This is a genomic window from Acinetobacter pullicarnis (assembly GCF_006352475.1).
GTDB classification, from domain to species: domain Bacteria; phylum Pseudomonadota; class Gammaproteobacteria; order Pseudomonadales; family Moraxellaceae; genus Acinetobacter; species Acinetobacter pullicarnis.
On record NZ_VCMZ01000001.1, the window covers coordinates 1745630 to 1768042 of the forward strand.

14 protein-coding genes and 1 CRISPR repeat array are annotated in these 22413 nt (G+C 40.7%); of the genes, 5 read left to right on the forward strand and 9 right to left on the reverse strand.

The window, feature by feature from the left end; all coding sequences use genetic code 11:
• Positions 1 to 274: 274 nt before the first annotated feature.
• Genes FD716_RS07685 through FD716_RS07695 form a run of 3 tightly spaced genes read left to right on the forward strand, consistent with a single transcriptional unit; the run spans position 275 to position 3775 of the window.
• A complete protein-coding gene (locus FD716_RS07685; RefSeq protein WP_139851750.1) occupies positions 275 to 1042 on the forward strand; it encodes an enoyl-CoA hydratase-related protein in 768 nt (255 codons plus the stop codon).
• Between the two features lies 1 nt (position 1043).
• Entirely contained in the window at positions 1044 to 2561 is a 1518-nt protein-coding gene (locus FD716_RS07690) for a 3-hydroxyacyl-CoA dehydrogenase (protein ID WP_139851751.1), read from the forward strand.
• Positions 2562 to 2572: 11 nt separating this feature from the next.
• Positions 2573 to 3775, forward strand: coding sequence for a 3-oxoadipyl-CoA thiolase (locus tag FD716_RS07695; protein WP_139851752.1), 1203 nt, complete (start codon positions 2573 to 2575; stop codon positions 3773 to 3775).
• A gap of 196 nt (positions 3776 to 3971) precedes the next feature.
• Positions 3972 to 5938: a CRISPR direct-repeat array (repeat unit 28 nt; unit sequence CTTCTAAACCATCAGTGCGATGGCAAAC).
• A 96-nt stretch (positions 5939 to 6034) separates the two neighbouring features.
• On the opposite strand, the gene cas1f is transcribed toward FD716_RS07695, so the two are convergent.
• The 5 genes from cas1f to FD716_RS07720 are packed head-to-tail and all read right to left on the reverse strand — an operon-like array spanning position 6035 to position 10820.
• Positions 6035 to 6988, reverse strand: a complete 954-nt coding sequence (cas1f, locus tag FD716_RS07700) for a type I-F CRISPR-associated endonuclease Cas1f (protein ID WP_139851753.1) — start codon at positions 6986 to 6988, stop codon at positions 6035 to 6037.
• Positions 6989 to 7612 carry a type I-F CRISPR-associated endoribonuclease Cas6/Csy4 gene (gene cas6f / locus FD716_RS07705; protein ID WP_139851754.1) on the reverse strand — a complete coding sequence of 208 codons (624 nt, stop codon included), beginning with the start codon at positions 7610 to 7612 and terminating at the stop codon, positions 6989 to 6991. It lies immediately after the preceding gene.
• 1 nt (position 7613) lies between these two features.
• Entirely contained in the window at positions 7614 to 8711 is a 1098-nt protein-coding gene (gene csy3, locus FD716_RS07710; RefSeq protein ID WP_139851755.1) for a type I-F CRISPR-associated protein Csy3, read from the reverse strand.
• A gap of 34 nt (positions 8712 to 8745) precedes the next feature.
• The gene (gene csy2, locus FD716_RS07715) at positions 8746 to 9639 is read right to left on the reverse strand and encodes a type I-F CRISPR-associated protein Csy2 (protein ID WP_139851756.1); all 894 of its coding nucleotides are present in this window, start codon (positions 9637 to 9639) and stop codon (positions 8746 to 8748) included.
• Positions 9636 to 10820: a hypothetical protein gene (locus FD716_RS07720; RefSeq protein WP_139851757.1), complete on the reverse strand. Its 1185-nt coding sequence runs from the start codon at positions 10818 to 10820 to the stop codon at positions 9636 to 9638. Before FD716_RS07720 ends, csy2 begins: the two co-directional genes overlap by 4 nt.
• A gap of 167 nt (positions 10821 to 10987) precedes the next feature.
• On the opposite strand from FD716_RS07720, the gene cas3f reads away from it, so the two are divergent.
• Positions 10988 to 14182, forward strand: coding sequence for a type I-F CRISPR-associated helicase Cas3f (cas3f, locus tag FD716_RS07725; RefSeq protein WP_139851758.1), 3195 nt, complete (start codon positions 10988 to 10990; stop codon positions 14180 to 14182).
• An 81-nt stretch (positions 14183 to 14263) separates the two neighbouring features.
• Here the strand turns inward: cas3f and pcaU are convergent, their stop codons facing one another.
• The 3 genes from pcaU to mhpT form a co-directional block, all read right to left on the reverse strand.
• On the reverse strand, positions 14264 to 15082 hold the full coding sequence (gene pcaU / locus FD716_RS07730; protein ID WP_171477006.1) for an IclR family transcriptional regulator PcaU: 819 nt from the start codon (positions 15080 to 15082) through the stop codon (positions 14264 to 14266).
• 642 nt (positions 15083 to 15724) lie between these two features.
• A complete protein-coding gene (locus FD716_RS07735; protein WP_139851760.1) occupies positions 15725 to 17407 on the reverse strand; it encodes an arylsulfatase in 1683 nt (560 codons plus the stop codon).
• A 182-nt stretch (positions 17408 to 17589) separates the two neighbouring features.
• A complete protein-coding gene (mhpT, locus tag FD716_RS07740; protein WP_139851761.1) occupies positions 17590 to 18795 on the reverse strand; it encodes a 3-(3-hydroxy-phenyl)propionate transporter MhpT in 1206 nt (401 codons plus the stop codon).
• 518 nt (positions 18796 to 19313) lie between these two features.
• Here mhpT and FD716_RS07745 point away from each other — a divergent pair.
• The gene (locus FD716_RS07745) at positions 19314 to 20207 is read left to right on the forward strand and encodes a LysR substrate-binding domain-containing protein (protein WP_139851762.1); all 894 of its coding nucleotides are present in this window, start codon (positions 19314 to 19316) and stop codon (positions 20205 to 20207) included.
• A gap of 48 nt (positions 20208 to 20255) precedes the next feature.
• On the opposite strand, the gene FD716_RS07750 is transcribed toward FD716_RS07745, so the two are convergent.
• Complete coding sequence (locus FD716_RS07750) at positions 20256 to 21875, reverse strand: bifunctional 3-(3-hydroxy-phenyl)propionate/3-hydroxycinnamic acid hydroxylase (protein ID WP_139851763.1); 1620 nt, start codon at positions 21873 to 21875, stop codon at positions 20256 to 20258.
• Between the last annotated feature and the right edge of the window lie 538 nt (positions 21876 to 22413).

The following is a 22413-nucleotide window of genomic DNA, read 5'->3' on the forward strand; positions in this document are numbered from 1 at the left end:
TTAACCAGATTTGATCAATTCGACTCAATGTTTCACTGAGTTTAAACGTATATGGATATTAATAAAAAAAGCATGCATAAGCAATATTTGTGAAAATTAATTTTGCATAGCGGTATTTATCGGGCGATTATAATTATTAATTGATTAGATAAACTAATTAATAGTGTGTTTTGTTTATCAATTCATTTGCTTTAGACGCTGATAAGTCTTATTTTAATAAAGAAGAAAAGGTATATATTATTGGTTTTATATCGCTGTGCGAAATGAGAGGATTATGGAAAGCACTCAAATATTAAAAGTTGAAATTCAGGATAATGGTGTAGCACGAATAGAATTACATCGCCCAGAAGCCCGAAATGCATTAAATTTAGAATTACGTCAGGCACTTTCTGAAACTTTTCAAAAACTTAATAAAAATATAGCGGTACGTGCAATTGTCTTGACTGGGGGTGAAAAAGTCTTTGCTGCTGGAGCAGATATTCAGGATTTCACCACGGCGAGCACTGTAGAAATGTACTTGCGCCATACTGAGCAATATTGGCAAAGTTTAACCGATTGCAGCAAACCGATTATTGCTGCGGTAAATGGCTATGCCTTAGGCGGTGGCTGTGAATTGGCGATGCATGCCGACATTATTGTGGCAGGTCAGTCAGCCAAGTTTGGTCAGCCTGAAGTGAAATTGGGTTTGATGCCCGGTGCTGGTGGCACACAGCGCCTATTACGCGCGATAGGTAAGTTTCAAACCATGCTATTGGTGTTGTCTGGAAAGTTAATCAGTGCTGAAGAAGCCAAAGGGATGGGCTTAGTCTCTGAAGTGGTGGAAGATGAAAATACCATGGCGCTGGCAGCAACCATTGCCAGTTTCTCTCCGATCGCAGTACAACAAATTAAAGAAGTGACTCATTTAGGTCAGGATATGTCATTACAGAGTGCCTTGAGCTTAGAACGTAAAGCCTTCCAAATTCTGTTTGATACCAAAGATCAGAAAGAAGGGGCGAATGCTTTCTTTGACAAACGTCCAGCACAATATCGTGGAGAATAACATGACCATTCAAACAATGGCGCTCATTGGCACAGGTGTTATGGGCATGGGGATTGCGCAAATTGCAGCGCAAGCCGGTGTGGAAGTTCGTCTATTTGACGTTAAAGACGGTGCAGCAGCACAAGGCTTAAAGCAGCTCAAAGCGACATTGGAAAAATTACATGCCAAAGGCAAGTTTACTGAGCAGCAGTTGGCCGATACCTTAGACCGTTTTGTGATTGTTGAACGCATTGAAGATGTTGCTGGGGTCGATTTAGTGGTTGAGGCCATTATTGAAAACTTGGCAATCAAACAAAGTTTATTTACCCAACTTGAAAGTATTGTTGCCCCAACCACAATTTTGGCCTCGAATACTTCATCGCTATCAGTCACCGCGATTGCGTCAGTGCTCGAATATCGAGAACGTGTGGTTGGTTTTCACTTCTTTAACCCTGTTCCATTAATGAAAATTGTGGAAGTGATTGCAGGCTTAGTGACAGCAGAATCTGTTGTCATTGATATGCTTGAATTGGCAAATCGCATGGGCCACTTTGGAGTGCGGACCAAAGATACGCCTGGGTTCATTGTCAATCATGCCGGTCGCGCTTATGGTACCGAAGCCCTAAAAGCCCTTGCTGAAGGCGTGGCCTCCGTCTCGGAAATCGACCGAATCTTGCGCGATGGTGCAGGCTTTCGCATGGGGCCGTTTGAGTTATTCGACTTGACGGCATTGGATGTTTCGCATCCGGTAATGGAATCGATTTTTAATCAATATTATCAAGAAGACCGTTATCGCCCAAGCGCGTTAACCCGTCAAATGCTAGCCGGCAACAAAGTCGGGCGTAAAGTAGGGGAAGGTTTTTATACGTATGAAAATGCAGTTAAAACCAATGAAGTTGCGCCACAGCCTGTACCTCATGTGACTGCTTTCAATTCGGTTTGGATTAAGGCCGATCGACCTCAAGATGCCGAAGTTCTAGCAAACTATATTGTAGAACAAGGGCTACGACGAGACAGCGCAGCAGTGCCGGCAGCGGACAGTCTGATTTTACTGGCGACCTATGGGGAAGATACCACCACCGCAGCGTTACGTTTCAGTGTAGATGCAGCACGAGCAGTCAGTATGGATATGCTGACTGATTTTAACAAACACCGCACGTTGATGCCCTCGATCCTGACTTCACAGCACTATATTGATCAAGCACATGCACTGTTTGCTAAACAGGATCATGGGGTTTCTGTGATTGCAGAGAGCATTGGTTTTATTGCACAGCGTGTTGTGGCGATGGTGGTCAATCTGGCCTGTGATATTGCACAGCAGCAAATTGCGACCGTTGCCGATATTGATCAAGCGGTGAAACTCGGACTGGGCTATCCACATGGACCCATTTCTTGGGGGGATGTGCTGGGTGCAGATCGGATTTTATTGATTTTAGAAAATATCTATAAAAACACAGGGGATCAACGTTATCGCCCAAGTCCTTGGTTACAACGCCGTGCACGCTTAAAGCGCTCTTTATTTCATATCGCTTCAATTTAAAGGATTAAATTATGTTAAATGCCTATATTTATGATGGCTTACGTACTCCATTTGGTCGTCATGCTGGTAGCCTTGCGAGTGTTCGCCCAGATGATCTTGCTGCACATGTGATTAAAGCTTTAATTACAAAGCATAATCTTCCCAATGATATTTTTGCAGATGTGATTTTGGGCAATACCAATCAAGCCGGTGAAGACAGCCGCAATATTGCACGTCACGCTACATTGTTGGCGGGTTTAGCTGTGAAAACCCCAGCACAGACCATTAATCGTCTTTGTGCTTCTGGTTTGGCCGCGGTGGTGGATGCAGCCCGTGCAGTGAGTTGTAATGAAGGCGATATTTTTATTGCAGGTGGGGTTGAGTCAATGTCACGTGCTCCATTGGTAATGGCAAAAGCAGAAACAGCCTACAGTCGTGATATAAAAGTTTTTGATTCAACCATTGGTGCGCGCTTTCCAAATCCTTTGATCGAAAAGCAATTTGGTGCTGACAGCATGCCAGAAACTGGTGATAACGTTGCGGTGGTGTATGGGATTAGTCGAGAACAAGCCGATACTTTTGCCGCGAGTTCGCAAGCCAAATATGAAGCAGCCAAACAAGCTGGCTTTTTTGATGATGAAATGGTTGCAGTTGAAGTACCACAAGGTCGTAAATTACCGCCGAAAGTCGTTGCTTTCGATGAGCATCCACGTCCATCTTCAACTTTTGAAGCCTTACAAAAATTGCGGCCATTGTTTGAAAATGGTGTGGTAACAGCAGGCAATGCTTCCGGGATTAATGATGGTGCCGTCGCTTTGATCGTTGCTTCGGCAGAGGCTGAGCAGACCTTGGGAATCAAACCCTTAGCTAAAGTTTTATCTTCAGGTGTTGCAGGAATTGAACCACGAATCATGGGTGCGGGTCCGATAGACGCGATTAAACTGGCTTTGAAACGAGCCAATCTTAGCTTGGATGATATGGACATCATTGAAATCAATGAAGCGTTTGCATCTCAAGTCTTGTCTTGCCTCAAAGGCTTGGATGTAGCTTTTGATGATCCACGGGTGAATCCAAATGGTGGTGCGATTGCATTAGGACATCCACTCGGTGCTTCGGGTGCGCGTTTGGCTTTAACCGTAGCACGCGAATTAAAACGCCGTGGCAAAAAATATGCGGTGATCAGCTTATGTATTGGTGTGGGGCAAGGTCTCGCTGTCGTGATTGAAAGCGTTTAAAGAGAGAAGCGAAGGGCGCATTTAACGATTTTAGAGGATCGTGCGTGCTTCAATCGAAGCCTATAGACTTGAAGAATTGATTGTAAATGAGCAACGCAGTGGCGTTGCTTTTTAATGTTTTTAAGCACATGCCCTAGTTGTAGATAAATCTGTGCTAGGCCATGAGGAGACGGTAAATATTAATATTGTGGTTAATGATCTAAACCATCAGTGCGATGGCAAACTGCAAATGATCATACTGGTGTTGTTGATCTGACTTCTAAACCATCAGTGCGATGGCAAACCAAGCAAAGCTTGGTATGCAGGCTCATTGCTCCTTCTAAACCATCAGTGCGATGGCAAACTATTAAGTGGTGATTATATTGATATACGAGTTCTTCTAAACCATCAGTGCGATGGCAAACATATCACGACCTTCTCACCTTTTTTGTATGATCTTCTAAACCATCAGTGCGATGGCAAACAGAATAACAATTCCAAGTAAAACAAATAGACACTTCTAAACCATCAGTGCGATGGCAAACATGATGGTACAGACAAGGGCGGTACTGGTTTACTTCTAAACCATCAGTGCGATGGCAAACAGAAAGAGAATATGGAACTAACATTAAATAAACTTCTAAACCATCAGTGCGATGGCAAACGTGTTTACGCTCAACTCAACCCACCACTTGCTCTTCTAAACCATCAGTGCGATGGCAAACAATATACAGTTATTAAGAACCCAATAATTACACTTCTAAACCATCAGTGCGATGGCAAACACTTAAACGTATTGCCATCGATTATTGTCATTCTTCTAAACCATCAGTGCGATGGCAAACTTTAAAAGCTCCGCCATGCGGTCAGCAGTAACCTTCTAAACCATCAGTGCGATGGCAAACCATCAGTGCGATGGCAAACCATCTGAAGTCGTCTTTAGGGCAATTCAAACACTTCTAAACCATCAGTGCGATGGCAAACATGCAAGCATTCGATTGTTCAGTAAATCTTCTCTTCTAAACCATCAGTGCGATGGCAAACTCCCCATCAATTACATTATGTTCGATCCAACCCTTCTAAACCATCAGTGCGATGGCAAACTTCAATTACTTTTGCAACTGGTGCATTTGAGTCTTCTAAACCATCAGTGCGATGGCAAACTTTAAGTTCAGTAATACCAATAGTATTTTTTGCTTCTAAACCATCAGTGCGATGGCAAACATATCTTTAAATGTTGGGCGTAAGATTTTAATCTTCTAAACCATCAGTGCGATGGCAAACGGGTGCAGTTTGTTAACAAGCTTGCAGAGCAACTTCTAAACCATCAGTGCGATGGCAAACAATTGATAATAACACCAATAATCAGGATCAGTCTTCTAAACCATCAGTGCGATGGCAAACCTTCTGCGAAGTGCACGGGAAACTCTGTAGGACTTCTAAACCATCAGTGCGATGGCAAACCCCTACAGTCAGGATTGGCACAGACTTTGACACTTCTAAACCATCAGTGCGATGGCAAACCTTGTTTACAGTCTCGGTAAACGTGCTCCAGTCTTCTAAACCATCAGTGCGATGGCAAACAGCTACAAAACGCTAAAAGATTTTTTCAGAAGCTTCTAAACCATCAGTGCGATGGCAAACATAATCGGGTCCAAGATAGCATCAAGCTTCACCTTCTAAACCATCAGTGCGATGGCAAACGCAATCAGCAAGGTTTGTTTATGTCAGCCTATCTTCTAAACCATCAGTGCGATGGCAAACATGATATGTTTCGTACATGGAATGAATTTAGTCTTCTAAACCATCAGTGCGATGGCAAACTTGTTGGTGAAATCTCACATACTATGGAAGAACTTCTAAACCATCAGTGCGATGGCAAACATAGTGTGTCCGTGATTGTGTTTTCAAGTGTTCTTCTAAACCATCAGTGCGATGGCAAACCTATTAAGTCATATTTAAAATCTATTGATGTTCTTCTAAACCATCAGTGCGATGGCAAACCGACAGCATTACATGAATTAGGACATGCTACACTTCTAAACCATCAGTGCGATGGCAAACCCATGGCAGGTCATGATGCCAAAGATTCGACTCTTCTAAACCATCAGTGCGATGGCAAACACAATAAGACGGGGGCGAGGCGGATTCGGAAACTTCTAAACCATCAGTGCGATGGCAAACTAGAGTGATTTATAAAAAAAACTCTAGATAATAGTAACATAGGTTGTTAAAGAGTGAAATTAGATCAAAAAAATCTAAAATTTTAAGTGATTGATATTACTTAATTTTATTACATAGCTCAGAAATGAAGCTAAACATGTAATCTAAAACATCCTGATCTTGGCAAATTTCAATGAGTTGCATTCGAAATTCTTTTTGATTGTGATGAAGCTTGGCTGAAATAAAAGCTTGCGGCATCACAAATGCATCTTTAACTAGATCTGCAAGATCGAAGACCAAACCTCCGCGCCGTGTCTTACCATGTAAAATTGGTAAAGCAAAACTAATTCCCATTCCATTGAGGCTCACTGCTGCATAGCCATAGGCAATATAATTACCGTGGTCTAAATAGCTGTTCGCTGTATCTGCTAAAGAGTCATGTGATAATTTCCCTTCATTACGTTTAAATTCGAAATTAAAGCCTTGAGCAAGTTGTTTATAAAGCGCTTTAGCCCAACGACCTTCAGCAGCGAGCAATTCTGTTTGATTAATAGCAAGTTCTATTGCTTGCTGGAAACGTTGTAACTCGACAGCGTTAATCGTAATTCCATGCTGAATTAAAATCGGGTTTTTAAGCCAGAAACGCTGTACTAAAGCGATTCGCTCACTGAGTAAAATCTTTGCCATCAAGAGGCGTGCATCCTCATCAAGCCAGGCTCTCATCCATGTTTGCATGTATTCCGTTGGACGATATTCACTTTGTGGTGCTAAAAAAGTTAAGTCGAGAGCAGAAAATAATGGCGATCCACCTGACCCACAAAAGCCAACCATCACATTAGATTCGGCTAAACGACGCGCTGCAGCATCGGTTAGGGAGCTACCTTTACCTAAAAGCAAAAAGGCGGTGTTCTTTTCGGGAAGATTATAAAAATGTTCGACAGGCTGAAGATTCTCCGTCAAATAGACAATTCGATCATCTTTTAAAATGACGCGGACCCGTTCAAGATAAAACACGCAAGCACGTTTAGAGAGCATTAATGCGCGACTGCGTTGTTGACGGAGATCTGACACTTAAATCGCCTCAAATGTTGGAAGAGAAAAGGCCTGCGTTTTTCGCGCTAAACCATAGCCATCAGGTAAACCTTGCCCTGCATCTATCGTGTCTTGAATATCGATGCTGACAGTGAACTGTTGCCCATTGCTTTGACTTTGTACTTTAAAGTAGGGCAGTGCCTTGGCTTGTTTCATACGTCGACTATGCAAACTTTCTTGTCCGTTGTTTGAGGTTAAATTTAGTTCAGCTTTACGCGTTGGAATGCGAAAACGTCGATAGCTTTTCCATCCTGTAATTTTTGCAGTGGGTACAGGAATAGGGACGTGTAGCACTGTATAATCACGTATTTTCCAATTTCCCTTAATTAGATCAATGAATGCTTCAAGATCAGACTGTTGTGCTGAAAAAATACGTAAAATATCAAAATTAGCACGCGCAGCGCGACCATATTTGAGTTCAGCATCCTTCATTTTTTTTCTTAAGCGTGGTGATGTTTCCAAAGCCAATGCAAAACAGTTTGGCATTTGGCGAAAAACACCATGCAAAATACTATAAATTTGGTTGCGTAAAACTTCGATTGTTAAATCAGCATCATCTGATGTTTCGAGAATACGAATATCCAAATAGTAGTTGGCATTCATTTTATTCTCCTTCAGAGTACACACCGCCACGAATCAGGCAGGCAATGAGAAACATACCTTTTTCACTATTTGGATCAAGGGTTTGGATTTCTTTGAGTAGATCAAAAGCAGAGACTTTTTCTTTACCTACCCGGAAGAATTGTTGCGCATCTAGGCTGGCACCATTGGGTTCTACTGGAATGGGTTTGCTGTCATTTTCAATAAAACTTGGATACCAGGTATCAATCGTCCGTAAAGCATTGCCAATTTTTTGGTCACGAATTGCAGCTTGACCCAAATACTGATTGTCCTTGGCTTGGCGTTCGGGTTTTACTGGATTGATTTGATAAAGCGAACGTGAAAAGCCTTTAGGTTTATCTTCTAAATAGTTTTGTGATGGGAAAACTTCAATACCCCCCATTCCGACATCAATGACGGCTTCAATGTGCAAGTTTGCAGTTCGATCACCACGCATACCATTGACGATAATGTCCGCTATTTTTTGTTCATCCTGAGTTACTTCATCAAAGGATTTTAAGCTGAAACTGAGTGCATCAAATGTAAGTGTGTTGCTGTACTTCCGAGTATTTAAGCTGTTTTCTTGATATTCAGTCTCGCTGATTTTAATGGTTATTTGTTCTGCAATGGTACGGTTGCGCCATAACCAACGACCATTGACAATGTTGCGGACATAACGTCGAGCGACTTGTTGAATACCTTCACTTTCTTTGGCTTTATCAATGAAGTTTTTAAATCCTTGACGAAAAGCTTGTTCTTCAGCTTTATCTGCACCTGCTTTCGAGGCACAGGCAAATAAAATATGCTCAAGATCAATAAAGCGTAAATCCCATTTGACCAATAATTGGCTGTTTGGAAGTAATTTTGCAGACTCAGTCATTTGAATATTTGAAACTTCACGTGCCAGTGAATTTCCTGTCGCACCGCCTTTTTCTTTATTGCCAGCGACGTTTTGTGTTCCACGAATCCCGTGATACATCACGTTGAGGACGTTCTCGGTGCCATCTTGGTTTAAATGATAAAAAGCACCATCGCTGACAATCGTACCGCGTTGTAAAGATAGGCTTCCTGGTAGTTTTTTAAATACTTCTGCTTTAGACATGATTATTCCTTATAAATTAATTTCAAAAAATGGTTTATGAATTTTGTTGCAATAAAAAAACATCAGGATGGTCTTTATGCCAAGCATGTGACCATTGTAATTCAGCCAGATTGGTCCATTTTTCAGGGGTTTCTGCGCTATAGTCGATTAAAACTTCATTAAGCGACTGGTATTGAATTAATCCCGTTAATGGTTCTGCATAGGCATGTGCAGTCGTATCTTGTTGGTCTGCATGGCGGACGCCTGAACGTTCAGTATTCGGTTGCTCAAGTAAGGCATAACCCAATGTGGTGGCGGATAGCCAAGCGAGTTTTTCTTCAGGTAAATGCTCAAGAATGATTTGATTTGAATCTTTACCAATGGGTTTATGCGCTAAAAGTTGGGTAAAAGCCTGCAAGCGATTAACCTGATACTTTTCTTGATAGCACTGTAATAAGTCATGACGATCTTGGATTAAATAACCAGATTGAATCTGCGCTAAAGCTTCATCTGCATGATTAAACTTTTGCAGCTTTCCAAACTCAATAATTTGACCGCCAGAAAAACGGCTACGACCTAAAATCTTTTCTAAGTCATCTAAATCGACGCGTGAATCTTTAAACTCAATCACAAGGCTCAGGAGCAGATGACAACTGGCAGTGGGTTGCAAAGACAGCGCATATTTATTTTTGGATGAATAATCATTTTTACCAATAAATATTGCACCTCGGCGTTGTGCAGGGGTAAATCGACCATAAGCCTCACCACCAAGCCGTTGTATATCATGGTGGATAAAGTGAAAACCGACATCTTCAGTTTCGAGTTGTCGTGCAATATTATGACTAAACATCGCCGCAGCCATTAAGGGTGCACCCCCCATCACTAAACCGCTACTTTGGAAATTCGCTGCTTGTACTTTTAAATAAGGAATTAAAACAAAACTGCTCATTTTAAAAGCTCCTGAATCCGCCGTGATAGAAAGTTCCGAGCACTAGTTTGGTCTAAAGCAATGTCGACTGAGGCATTGATTTTAGTATTCCAATATTGATGATTAACGATTTTTAAAGATAAATCGTTAGCAAATAAAATTTGCCAATCTTCAAAATTTTGTAATTCCGGGTTAATCAAACCTTGTATGAGCAGGGAGACCTCCGGATGATTCCAAAATGAAGTTCGATCTAAAGTCTTTAAGCTCGGCAAATTTGATTCAATACTTTTTAAGGCCTGATAAATGTTCTGTCCCTGTGCCAGCACATCTTGCACAATAATTTCTAGCCGAGACACTTCTTTTTGACGACTTCTTAAATTAGAAAATTTAGAGTGAATATCTTGTGCGGCAAATCCTAAATCGTGGCTGAGTTGTGCTTGCTGCTCTAAATCGGCTGCATATTGTCTGAGTTCAAGATACAAAGCGGGGTTGATATATGCATTTGAAATATTATATTCAAAGCCTTTATAAAAATATTGAAAGGCAAGACGGCTCTGAGGATTTAAGCTTGGTGCAGCCATGACCAGTGGGCGTTGCATCGCGCGAACCAAACTTCCGACGTTCTGCGGGTTGGCGCCGCCAATTCCAAATACAGCAGTTTGAATATTTTTTAATTTCGAGGTTTTAACTTCAGTTTTACGCTGTTCTTTAAGTAAGTCGACTTCAATATTGAGTAAATAATTGACCCCAGCAGCAGACAGTGGACTAATCGAAAGATATTGCTGATTAATCTGATCTTGCTTGTTCAACGGAATAAGCAATTGACGCATACGCACATTAATATGCTCAGTTCCTGCAGCATATGCTGTCTGAAAGACGGATTTAATCTGGGGCTTGAGTGCTGCAACATTCTCTTGAAACTCAGGTGTTGCTTCTGTTAAGTCTTCATCCAGTAAAGTGGCTTTAACCACTTTAAAAAGGGTTGCGGTTTTACCCGCATTGGCTTGGTAATCTGTTGGTATCAGTAAACCATCTGCCAGCAAGGTACGGGCACTAATATATGGTAAGTCGAGGGCTTGAGCATCACTTAAACGTAGCCCACCTTTTTCAATATTAGAGTTAATTGTTTTAAAGCTAAAATGAACAGATTCAGCAAGTGCTTGCTGATAAATATTTATTGCCTCACTCGTTTTATTCGGCATAAAAACTCACAAATTATTTAAAGTTTATATAACTATTAGTAACTTAAATTTACTATTATCACAATAAGAAGATGCATTTAGGCGACATTTTACGTCGTTTGAATGAGTGCGCTATATTCTTTGTATGTTACAAAGACTTAAGATTTAAGTCTAAATTAGAGTGAATTATGCATACGATATTTATTTCTGCCTGTGAAAAACGCGCCATTAAAAAAACCCGTGCAGTTTTAGATAGCTATGCAATCCGTATTGGGCAGGCGACTTGGCAAGCACCCATGACGGAAGAGGGGCTAAAAGAAATCCGTGCCGCTTTAAAAAAGACCGCAACCCGCCAAACGGCAGTCGCTGCCTATAAAAATTATGGGATGCGTCGGATGAAACTGGTGTGGATCGTTGGTTCTAAACAGCGCTTTGCATTGGATGGGATCTATCCAGTGGCATCGACTCAGAAGCAGCAAAAGCAACTCAATATCGAAAATTGGGTGAGGGCAGCCAGTTTATTGGCAGGTGCAGCGGGCGATGTGCACGATATTGGCAAAGCTTCAGTGCATTTTCAAAATAAACTCAGCCCCGAAAATGCCAATCAAAGAATTAAAGATGAGATTCGACATGAGTGGTTGTCGATGAAATTATTGCAGAAAATGCGTAAAAATGACTGGAATTGGCCTGAAGCATGGCAAGGAATTGAACGTAAAATTGGCGATTTCTCCTTAGGTCATCGCGAGCAAGTTAAACGCGTTTCCATCGCAGATGAACTTGAAGCTGTCGATTATCTGGTGGTAAGTCATCATGGCTTATTGGGTGGAGCTGAAAAACCGAATGCAGATTTACATGTGAGCGTGAAAACCTCATTCAGCCCAGATCAAATCTGCTGTGCAGGTGAGATTAAAGCCTCTATCTTTAAGAGCCATCAGCATCGTATGGCTCGATTGGTAAAGTTAAATCAAGATATCTCATTAGATATACTCTATTGGAAAGCATTAACTTTGCATGCACGTGCGGCGTTGATTCATGCAGATCACATTGTTTCAGCACAGCAGTTTTCTGCCAATGCACCTGAAATCAAAGATGGAACGCATGACTTATTTGCCAATACCAAAATAAAAACAACCGTAAATGGTGTGAAAAAAAAACTACAAGATCAACCATTGAGTTGGCATTTAGAGCAAGTGGGTGAGCGTGCCAGCTATATTGCAACCAAAATGGCAACCGACTTAAACCTGACTGGGTTGAGTGAGCAGACGGTGGAATATATCTGTCAGCGTGCTGAACACTCACGCTTTCAGTGGCAAAATACGGTTGCCAATACCTTGCAAAAACTGATTGTGAAGCATCCGAATATACCGAGCTTAGTTTTAAATATCGCAGGTACGGGCAGTGGTAAGACTCGGATGAATTTACGTGCTGCCTGTACCTTACGTCCAGAAGATCCGCGTATCGCCATTGCCTTAAATCTACGTTCATTGACCTTACAAACAGGCGAAGCTTTAAAAAATGCGATGCATCTATCCGATGATGAATTGTCGGTGATTATTGGTGACAAAGTAACGCAACAACTTTTTAATCAACGTCAGCAGCAACATGTAGATGAAGACGAAAATCAACCTGAGCCGATGTTTGATGCATTCGGAGAGGAAAATAGCCTACCGTCTTGGTTAGATCCTTTATTTGAAAAAACAGTGCAAGGCCGGAAGGCAATTGATCATCAGGCTAAAACAGTGCTTTCTAGCCCACTCTTAGTCTCGACCATTGATTATTTGATTGCAGCAGGCGAGCCACATAGACAAGGGCATCATGTCAAAGCACTGCTAAGAATAATCAGTAGTGATTTAATTTTAGATGAGATTGATGGCTATGAGCCGACCGCTTTGGTGGCAGTGTTGCGCTTAGTGCAACTTGCAGCGATGTATGGTCGTCATGTTATTTGTTCTTCGGCAACACTTGCTGCAACGGTTGCCGAATCGATTTATCGGGCCTTTGAATCTGGGATTGAAATGCGTCAAGCACTCTATCAGGCACCACAGCAGTTTATTGTGGCCATTGCTGATAACGCGTTAACCCCAAAAGCTTGGTTGAATGACGCTAAGCATAAACAAAACTTTAGCGAGCAATATCAACAACATTTAAATGATTTACAAGCCGTCTTACTTGAAAAAGCCAAAAAGCCTTATCGTTTGGCCAGATTGGCAGAAATAGCTGATCCAACAGTTGCGCAATGGAAAGCAACGATTTTAGCTGAAGTACAAGCCCTACATGCAGATCAAGGTTGGGCTTTTGCAGATTCAGGTAAAAATATCTCCTTTGGTTTAGTGCGTGTGGCGAATATTAAACATGCAATTGCTTTGGCTAAATATTTATCGGAACATTTAAGTGGTGCACAGATCGCCTGTTATCACGCCAATGATTGGCTTATTTCCCGCTTTCATAAAGAGCAGCGCCTTGATTTTTTACTGACACGCCATATTGATGGGAAAAAACGTAAAACTGGGAATGAACATATATTGTTAGACGATGAAATTCGTGCAATTGTAAAAAATAGCGATCATCAGCATATTCCTTTTATTGTGATTGCCACACCCGTTGAAGAAGTTGGTCGCGATCATGATTTTGATTGGGCTGTGATTGATGCATCCAGCATTCAATCGATTGTACAAACAGCGGGTCGAGTGAATAGACATCGTTTAAAGGGGCTAAAACAGCCCAATATTGTGATTCCTCAGTTTAATTACCGTTACTGCCAAAATAAGGAAGCGCCGAAAGTCAAAAAAATGGCAGCATTTAAATGGCCTGGCTTTGAGTCGTATCAAAGTAGCAGCAAAGAGAATATATATAAAACCCAAGATTTAAGTGTACTTTTACCTTGGGAGAATGGGCAATTAGTTATTGATGCTTGTCTGAGATTTGATCAATTGAAATGTCAATTTGCGGCCTATGATGATGCGCAAATTGAAGCATTCTGTAAGGAATATTTTCATCCTTCTGGCCACCAACTATTTGCGAGTGATCAGGTTGATTCCTGTTTATTGACTGAAGGTATTTATAAAGAAACAGCATTGCGCGGCATACAACGACAAGAAGTTTATATTTTTGATTATGATGATCAATTGAAAGTTATCAATAAAAATGACCGACTTGAATTAAATCCAGCCACAAGACGTTATGAGCCTTCTAAAAAACCTGTGAATTTTGCCGAGGAAGCGGCACCCCAAAATGCATGGTTAGCCATGCATCCACAGCAGTTAATTGAGTTGTCTGCTGAATATGGGCTAAGTAGAGAGGAGGGTTGTAAAGCCTCTTTGGCGGTATACAGTGATGAAATTCCGCAATGGACTTACCATTATGGATTTGGCTTATATCGATAATTAAAGCGCAGCTACTCAATCCCTGTGGGAGTCCGCATTAAGCTTTTTGTCACTTTATTTTCGCTATAACAGCAAATAAGCCTAAATAATATTACGTAGCTCTCTAGCCGTTTCTTGTAATAAAGGTAGAATATTTTTGATCAGATATTCTTCTGTGGTTGAGCTCGTGGTGGAAACCACATTAAGTGCCGCGACCACTTTGGCATTTTGACCATAGATTGGTACTGCAAGAGCATGAATACCGAGCTCATGTTCTTCGCTGGAATAGCACCAGTCTTGCTGTTTAATTTGCTGAAGCAGTGCCAAAAAAGGCATATCGTCGCGATGGGTATATTTGGTTAAAACTTTGAGTGGATATTGTTTAAGCCAAGCCAGTTGTTGTTCATCTTCCAGATGTGCCAATAAAACTTTACCGGCGGATGTCGCGTGTGCAGGTAAGCGATTACCTAAATGCAGTCCATAGGGATTCACCCGATCGGTTTGCTGATGTGCAGCACTACGCGCAACCGTAATTGCTTCATAACCATCTAGAATCATGACTGAAAAGATATGTGCGCTTTGCTTGGTCAGTAAGTTGAGCAGCGGTTGGGATATTTTAGGCAGCATGGCACCGCCTAAATAGGCGCCTGAGAATTTCAGCACTTTGGGCGTGAGATAAAAATAATGCCCATCCGACTCTAAATAGCCTAAGTATTCTAAGCTGAGTAAATGCCGTCTCGCCGCGGCACGGGTCATGCCTGTACGTTCAGCAGCCATAGAGATATTAAGCCGATGACGATCTGTTCCAAAGCTTTCTAAAATAGACATGCCTTTTCCCATACCCGCAATAAAATCTTCATGACGAATTTGACGATTATTATCCGGATTGCTCAGCAGTTTAGCTTCAAGTTTTTCTAACAAAACCAGCTCCTTGGTTAATGTGAAGGCACGTTAATTTTATATATGAGATAAAATTAACAGAAACGTTCGATGATTATAATTTACTTCTGTAGATCGAACAGCATTGAAGCAATCGGATTGCATTTAAAAGTTAAAAGATCGGGGTGCGATATATTTTGCGCCGTGCTTGTTATTTTGTGGCGGTGTTTAGACTTGTTGTATTTAGGGATGCAGAAATATTTTAAAAAATACAAATGCTGCACATAACGCCAAAATATAAATGACATAAAAAAAGAAGTATTCGAAAGCGCCAGTGTTTGGACTTTCGAGAATATATTCATGGATGTACCAGGCAATACTTAACATGATGATTATAAAAACGACAACTTTAAATAAACCCGTCATCTTTGCCTCGAAGCTTCCATACCTCGATCATGAGAAACTTATTTTACATGATTGGGTTCGGCTATATTAGGCGTGATTCGATTTCATTTTCTCTGAAAGCCGCTTTTACAGCGGTTTTAGAGATGTAGAATACAGATTGAAAATACTTCATTGCTGAAGATGTTGAAGTAATTAAAGTACCAAGAAAACGCGATGAAAAAACCTACGCTGTGATGCGAGCGAATACCGGTTTTTTCATAACACATTCAAGTTATTATTCTATCTTTTTGAATACTCCGCAAAATCTACCACGCCATTTTTAATCGCATATTGTCGATATTGATCACTTAAGATTTTTACAATTTTAGGGTTCTGAGCATAGACATTGTGTTGTTCATTGAAATCCCGTTTCAGATTATAAAGTTCCCAGCCATGACTTTTGAATTTAGCGGCTGAATTTTCAAGTAGTTTCCACTCATCATTTTTCGCATAGCGGCTGCCGTGTAACTCTTTAAAGTCAAAAGTGCTAACCGGGCGAATCCGTGCGGTATTGCTTTTAAATGCTGGCAGTAAGCTGTAACCGGAAGGTCGAATCTTCTGACTAGAGGCAGGGTAGAGCTGGCTAGCATGAATTCCAGCAATTTCCATCAATGTTGGGAAAATATCGCGCACGGTTGCAAATTGTGCATTGATGCCGCGGTCTTTAGACAACTGGGTTGGGTATTTCACCAAGAATGGAACACGTACAGCACCTTCTGCTGCAGCCGCTTTCCAGTAGGTAAATGGCGTACTACTAACTTCTGCCCAACGCGGTCCCATATAAATATAGGATGTGGCTTTGCCAATATTTTCATAGCGATTATCGGCATCGCCCATTGGAAAGTCATGGCGACCTCCCTCAGCACCGTTATCGGACATAAAGACGATGAGGGTGTTGTCATACTGTTTATGTTTTTTAAGGTATTGAATCACATCACCAATACGATCATCTAAATGCGTGATCATTCCGGCATAGACCTCCATTTTGCGCGCTTCATATTGACGTTGCTGCGCATCAAGTTGATCCCAACTTTTGCTTTCAATGGCTTGGTTTCCACGCTCGATAGGAAATTCAGCATTTAAGGGAATTAACCCCAATTTTTTCTGTTTTTCAAAGCGCTGCTTCCGAATCACTTCATAGCCCTGATCATATTTTCCTTTATAAAGATCAAGGTAGTGCTCAGGTGCTTGAATTGGCCAATGTGGTGCGGTATAGGCCAAATAGGCAAAAAATGGTTGGTCTTGTTTATTTTTACTTAAGTATTCAAAGGTTTTTTGGGTGAAATAGTCGGTGGAATAATAGTCTTGAGGAAGTACAGCCTTTTCCCCATTTTCAGTATATTGAGTATTGCGTGGATAGTTTTTGGGCTGATCTTTGAAATGCAAATCAAAACCATCGAGTAAAGCAAAAGACTGATCGAAACCACGTGCTTTGGGATTTTGTTCAGGGCTAAAGCCAAGATGCCATTTACCTACCATAAAAGTGTAATAGTCTTTTTGTTTTAAGATTTCAGCAAGGGTATAGGCATTTTGAGTTAAATGGCCTGAATAACCATCGCGTTTGAGGAGCACTCGTGGGCTATCAGCGCCAACCACAGCTTCTTGTTTTTCTGCCGCTTCGTACATTGCACCGAGACCAACGAGATGATTATCTGCACCTGTCATTAATTGAGCGCGGGTGGGTGAACACATGGATGATGCATGCACATTCGATAATATTTTGCCTTGTTTTAATAAGCTGTCGATATGCGGTGTTTGAATTTCACTACCATAGGCACTGAGGTCAGAGAAGCCCAAATCATCTGCCAGAATAATCATAATATTGGGTGGTTTTGGTATTTTCTCCGATTGTGCTTGAACCGTGGGGAGGGTCGTACCAATAAGCGCTAGGCTGAGTATGTGTTGGTTTATTATTTTTATCATTATAAAACAATCCTTTGATGTTTATTAAGTGGATCCGACATTCCATTATTTCATGCATTTTTGCTCAATCGGAATAGCGATGTTGTCCCTTTCGTTTTAGCTTATGCGTGCACAAAAATATCATTGATCAATTGTTTCTTATTTTTAGTGTTTTGGCATGCTGATGTGACAGGATGTTCAGGCTATTTAAGAGTCGATTTATATTTTGAAAGCGTGGTGACAGCGACCGCTGAAATGACGAGGGCAGGTAAACTCAGCATTAAGATGCCCGCGGTTCCACAACCTAAGGCTAAAATTTTCCCGGTGAGTAAGGGACCCGTCATTGCACCTAAACGACCCAAAGAAATCGCGCTGCCGACCCCGGTAACTTTACCCAAACCTGAATAGAAAATCGGTGAGATCCCGTAAAGGATAGATTGTCCTCCTGTCGAGAAAATACCGCCCATAACACCGGCGAGAATTAATACGGGGATTGAGGTTGTGGTGAATAAGAGACTAAGTGCAAGGAGTAGGCCGCAATAAATAATACTTGCCAATTGCCAAAGTTTCAGGCGGTCCAGTAAATAGCCCAATGCTAAGGTTCCAATGACCGCACCGACTTGGAAGACCAACATCACCATAAAGGCTTGCTGTTTTTCTAGACCTTGGCCCATCAGTAAATTCGGTAACCAGTTAATCAAAATATAATTAATCATTAAGGTAAAGAAAAAACTGACCCAAAGCGGTAAGGTGTGCTTATATTGTTGATTTTTAAATAATACCTGTGCCATGTTTGGTATAGCGGGTGTTGGTGTTGGTGTTTGGGTTAGAGGATGTGGCTTGTCTTTAAGCACCAAGGCCATCAATGGAATTAAAACCAGTGGTGTTAGACCGCCAATGAAAAATAAGGTTTGCCATTTGATATCGGAAAATAATAAGGCAAGACTCGCAACGAAAATTGCGCCAACTGGCAAACCGCAATACATTAAGCTATTTAACTTTCCGCGATTCTGTTCAGTTGCTTCATCACCAACGACTGAAATCATGGTTGGCATTGCAGCACCTAATCCTAAACCGGTAAAAAAGCGGGCGATATATAAGACTTCGGTGTGTGTGGCAAATGCGGTTGCCGTCATAAAAAAACCAAAGATCGCAATGGAAAGCATTAATACTTTTTTTTGTCCCCAATAATCTGCAATGCGCCCACCAAAGAATGCGCCGAATAGCATCCCAAATACACCTAAACTAAATACATAGCCGATCTGTACTTGATCTAATGAAAAAGTTGCGGCAATTCCTTTGGCTGCAATGCCTGGTGCTTGAAGATCAAAACCCTCAAAAAATGCGACCCAAAAACACAAAAATATCGTAAAGATCCTTTGCACTTTCCCTGTTTGTATTTGTGTCATGATTGATCTCCATCAATAGTATATAAATCTTTTCATTGACGATTTATCCGCTTAGTATCGGTTTAATCCCGATGCATAAATACCAAGACAATAGTCGGTTCCCATGCCGATAAAATAATGAAAATAGCAGTTGTTCAGTTTTAAAAATAGGAAAATAAATGTTTTAGATCATATTTTTAATTATTATTTTATATATTTCATGTGCTTAATCTTAGATAGTCATTTGTGATCAAGTCATAGTAAAAACATATCGTTTTAAACCTAGTTATAAATAAAAAATAGAAGATGAATGAGCTGACTTAAAGGCAGAATAAATCCTAAACGATGCTAAGTAAAAAGTAATAGACCGCTTTTATCCGTGTTTTAAGCACTATGTTTTTCTTCTCAAAGGAGGCGTTAAAAGGACAGATGAAAGAAGTTTAATGATTGGAAATGCTATAAATTTTTTTCTTAGATCAAGATCAAGTTCGAGTTTTTGATGTATTTTATTGGGCAACTCTGGAATAAAAAGTATATGTATGGAACTACGTCATTTACGCTATTTTGTGGCTGTTGCAGAAGAGCTCAATTTTACCAAAGCAGCAGAGCGCATGTGCACGGTACAACCCTCATTAAGCCAGCAAATTAAAGATTTAGAACAAGAGGTTGGGGTACAACTGTTATTGCGAAATAACCGTAAGGTTGAACTCACCGAGGAGGGGGAAGTTTTTTTAAAAGAGGCGGTACTTTGCTTAGCACATGCCAATAAAGCCATACACGATGCACGTCAAATTTCAATGTTAAATAGCCACCAGCTCAATATTGGCTTTACCCCAGTCGCGGAAATGAAGGTCTTTCCCTATATCATGCCGAAGATCCGCACACATTTTCCCGATTTAAATATTCATTTTAAAAGCTTGACCGATGCACAGCAGTTCCAAGCATTAAAAGATGGTGAAATTGATATTGCGTTCACCCGTTATATCGATGATAACAGCGCTTTTGAATCCTTAGAGATATTTCAAGAGCCTTTGGTTTTGATTATTCCTAAAGATTCGGCTGCTGCTGAATTAAAACAGATTAGTCTGAAAAGCTTTAACCAACAAGAATTTGTGATAAGCGATGCTACTGCATCCCCTCAGCTGTACAACATTATTCAGGATTTTTTTAGGCAAGAAAAACTCAGTCCAAATGTGATTCAATATTCAACTAACATTTTATTAAATGTAAATTTAGTGGGGATGGGGGTTGGATGGAGTTTGGTGCCGATGTATGTCATCCCGCTATTGGGAGACAAGGTGGTCGTCAAAAATACAGTTGAACCTTTACCGATGATTGGATTGTATGTGAGTTACCGTAAAAACCAAAAAAATGCAGCCAGTAATTTGATTTTAGAGATATTAAGGCAACATTATAACCTCAATATTATGTGAGTTTGCTTACAAGGCCACTGCTTACGTCGCCTTGTGTTCAATAAATACTTAGGCGTAGAGTTTGGCAAATAACGCATGACTAATCGTGTTTAGGGTTTGTGGGATCCCCAGTGCTGCTACAAAACGGTCGGGACGCAAAATCACAATGGATTGCGTGGTTTTAGCAAACCAAGTGCGGATCTCAATATCAAGATCACCAATCGTGATAACACCATCGATTTTTTTGCGTTGCGGATTCTGCATTTGCACGGCAGGTAGCACTTGAATAAATTTCACCCCTAAGGCTTGCCATTTTTGCAGCGTTGCAGCATCAAGTCCCCATTGTGGATTAACCCCCCAAGCAATAATTGCAAAATGATTGCCAAGGACATCATCGAGTAAAACCGTTTCTCCTGACTCAATTTTGACGCGTGGCTGGATAAACATCTTACCAATCGGGGTGTGTTTGCTGCCGTCTGTGATCAGTGCTCCCTCAAAGTATTTGGGCATTGGTTTAAACCGCATCTCTAATAAATATTGTTTGATGGGTTTAATATAATTTAAGGCATAAGCAATACTGTCTCGCAGCTTACCTTGCCAAACTTTCGGTGGTGCTAATACATAACCTGCCATAACAGAAAGGTCGATCATCGCTTTGGCATGTGTTTTACGTTCTAACTGATAAGAGTCAAGCAGTGCAGCACCGGATTTTCCCGTGACCACCAAGGCAACTTTCCAAGCCAAATTGAATGCATCACGCATACCACTGTTATAGCCTTGGCCTTGCCAAACAGGCATAACATGTGCCGCGTCACCTGCCAATAAGATGCGATCAACCCGAAATTTCTCGGCAATACGGGCATTATGTGTGTAGACACGTTGCCGAATGACTTCAATATTTTCAGTAGTTGGCAGTACTTTGGCGAGCAGTTTGTTTATATTTTCTGGCTTACTGAGTTCTTCTTGTGTTTCATCTGGCATCACCATAAATTCAAAACGGCGGATCCCATGTGGGAGAGCAGCAGAAACGTATGGTCGTATTGGATCACAGCATAAATAAACATGTGGTGTTGCCAAAGGATCATTTTCAAGATCAATCACAATCCATTGATTAGGTGCAGTTTTACCCTCAAAACCAATCTTTAATGTACGCCGAACAATCGAATTACCGCCATCACAAGCAATCAAATATTGTGCTTGGATCAGTTCGGCTTGCTTATCTTTTGTTGCAATATTTAAGCTGACGCCATCTGTATCTTGACTAAATTGTGTCAAATCACGTGAAAATAAAATCTGTGCCGTTTCATACTGTTGAAGGCTTTTTAATAGAACTTGATCTACTTGTGGCTGAATAAATGCATTACGCCGTGGCCAGCCAAATTCGCGGGTCATGGGCTGAATATCTGCAAAACAATGACCTTTCGGAGTTAAAAAGCGCATCGCGTGATTTGGCGTGGTATGTGGTAACACTTTTTCAATTAAACCAAGTGATTGAATCGTACGTAAGGATTCATCATCAATACCAATCGCACGAGGATAGTCAATCAAATGATCAAGTTTCTCCACCACAATGACTGAAATACCTTGTTTACTCAAATAGTTGGCGATCGTCAAGCCGACAGGACCAGCCCCTAAAATTGCCACTTGGGTGTTGTAATTTATTTGCTTTGTATTCACAGCGAAATCCATTCCATACATCATTAAAATGATTAACTGTGAATCCTGAAGTTAGAACAAGCTAGTCTATAGTCGTTATTTTGATCCCGAAAATTTGAATGAGTAAATATTTAAATCGTAAGTATATGATGTTAAAGCTATTAATTGGTTTGGTTGAATATATTTTTATGATCTTTCAATCATTTATTTCTATCAATTATCTATAAAAAAATAAATTAAGTTTTTATCGGGCTCGAATATAAGGCATAGAAATGCATTATTATTATCTGGGGCTATATTTTTTATAATGTGTCAAAACAATATCTTAGTTTGAGATAATAAAATTTTACGCTGAACTAAAATGCAGACGCTTATTGGCTATTGGTCGTAGAAAATAGCACTATTGGTACTACCTATTTAAAATATCGATGATTTTATTGGGCTTTGATCGGTTTTTTATTTTTGTTTTAATTGTATTTAAGTTGCTTTCTATTTGATTTTATTTGATTTTTATAGGAAATTGATAATAGCGTGTAGGTCCTAGCCAAATAATTAGACAGCTGCAAAACTG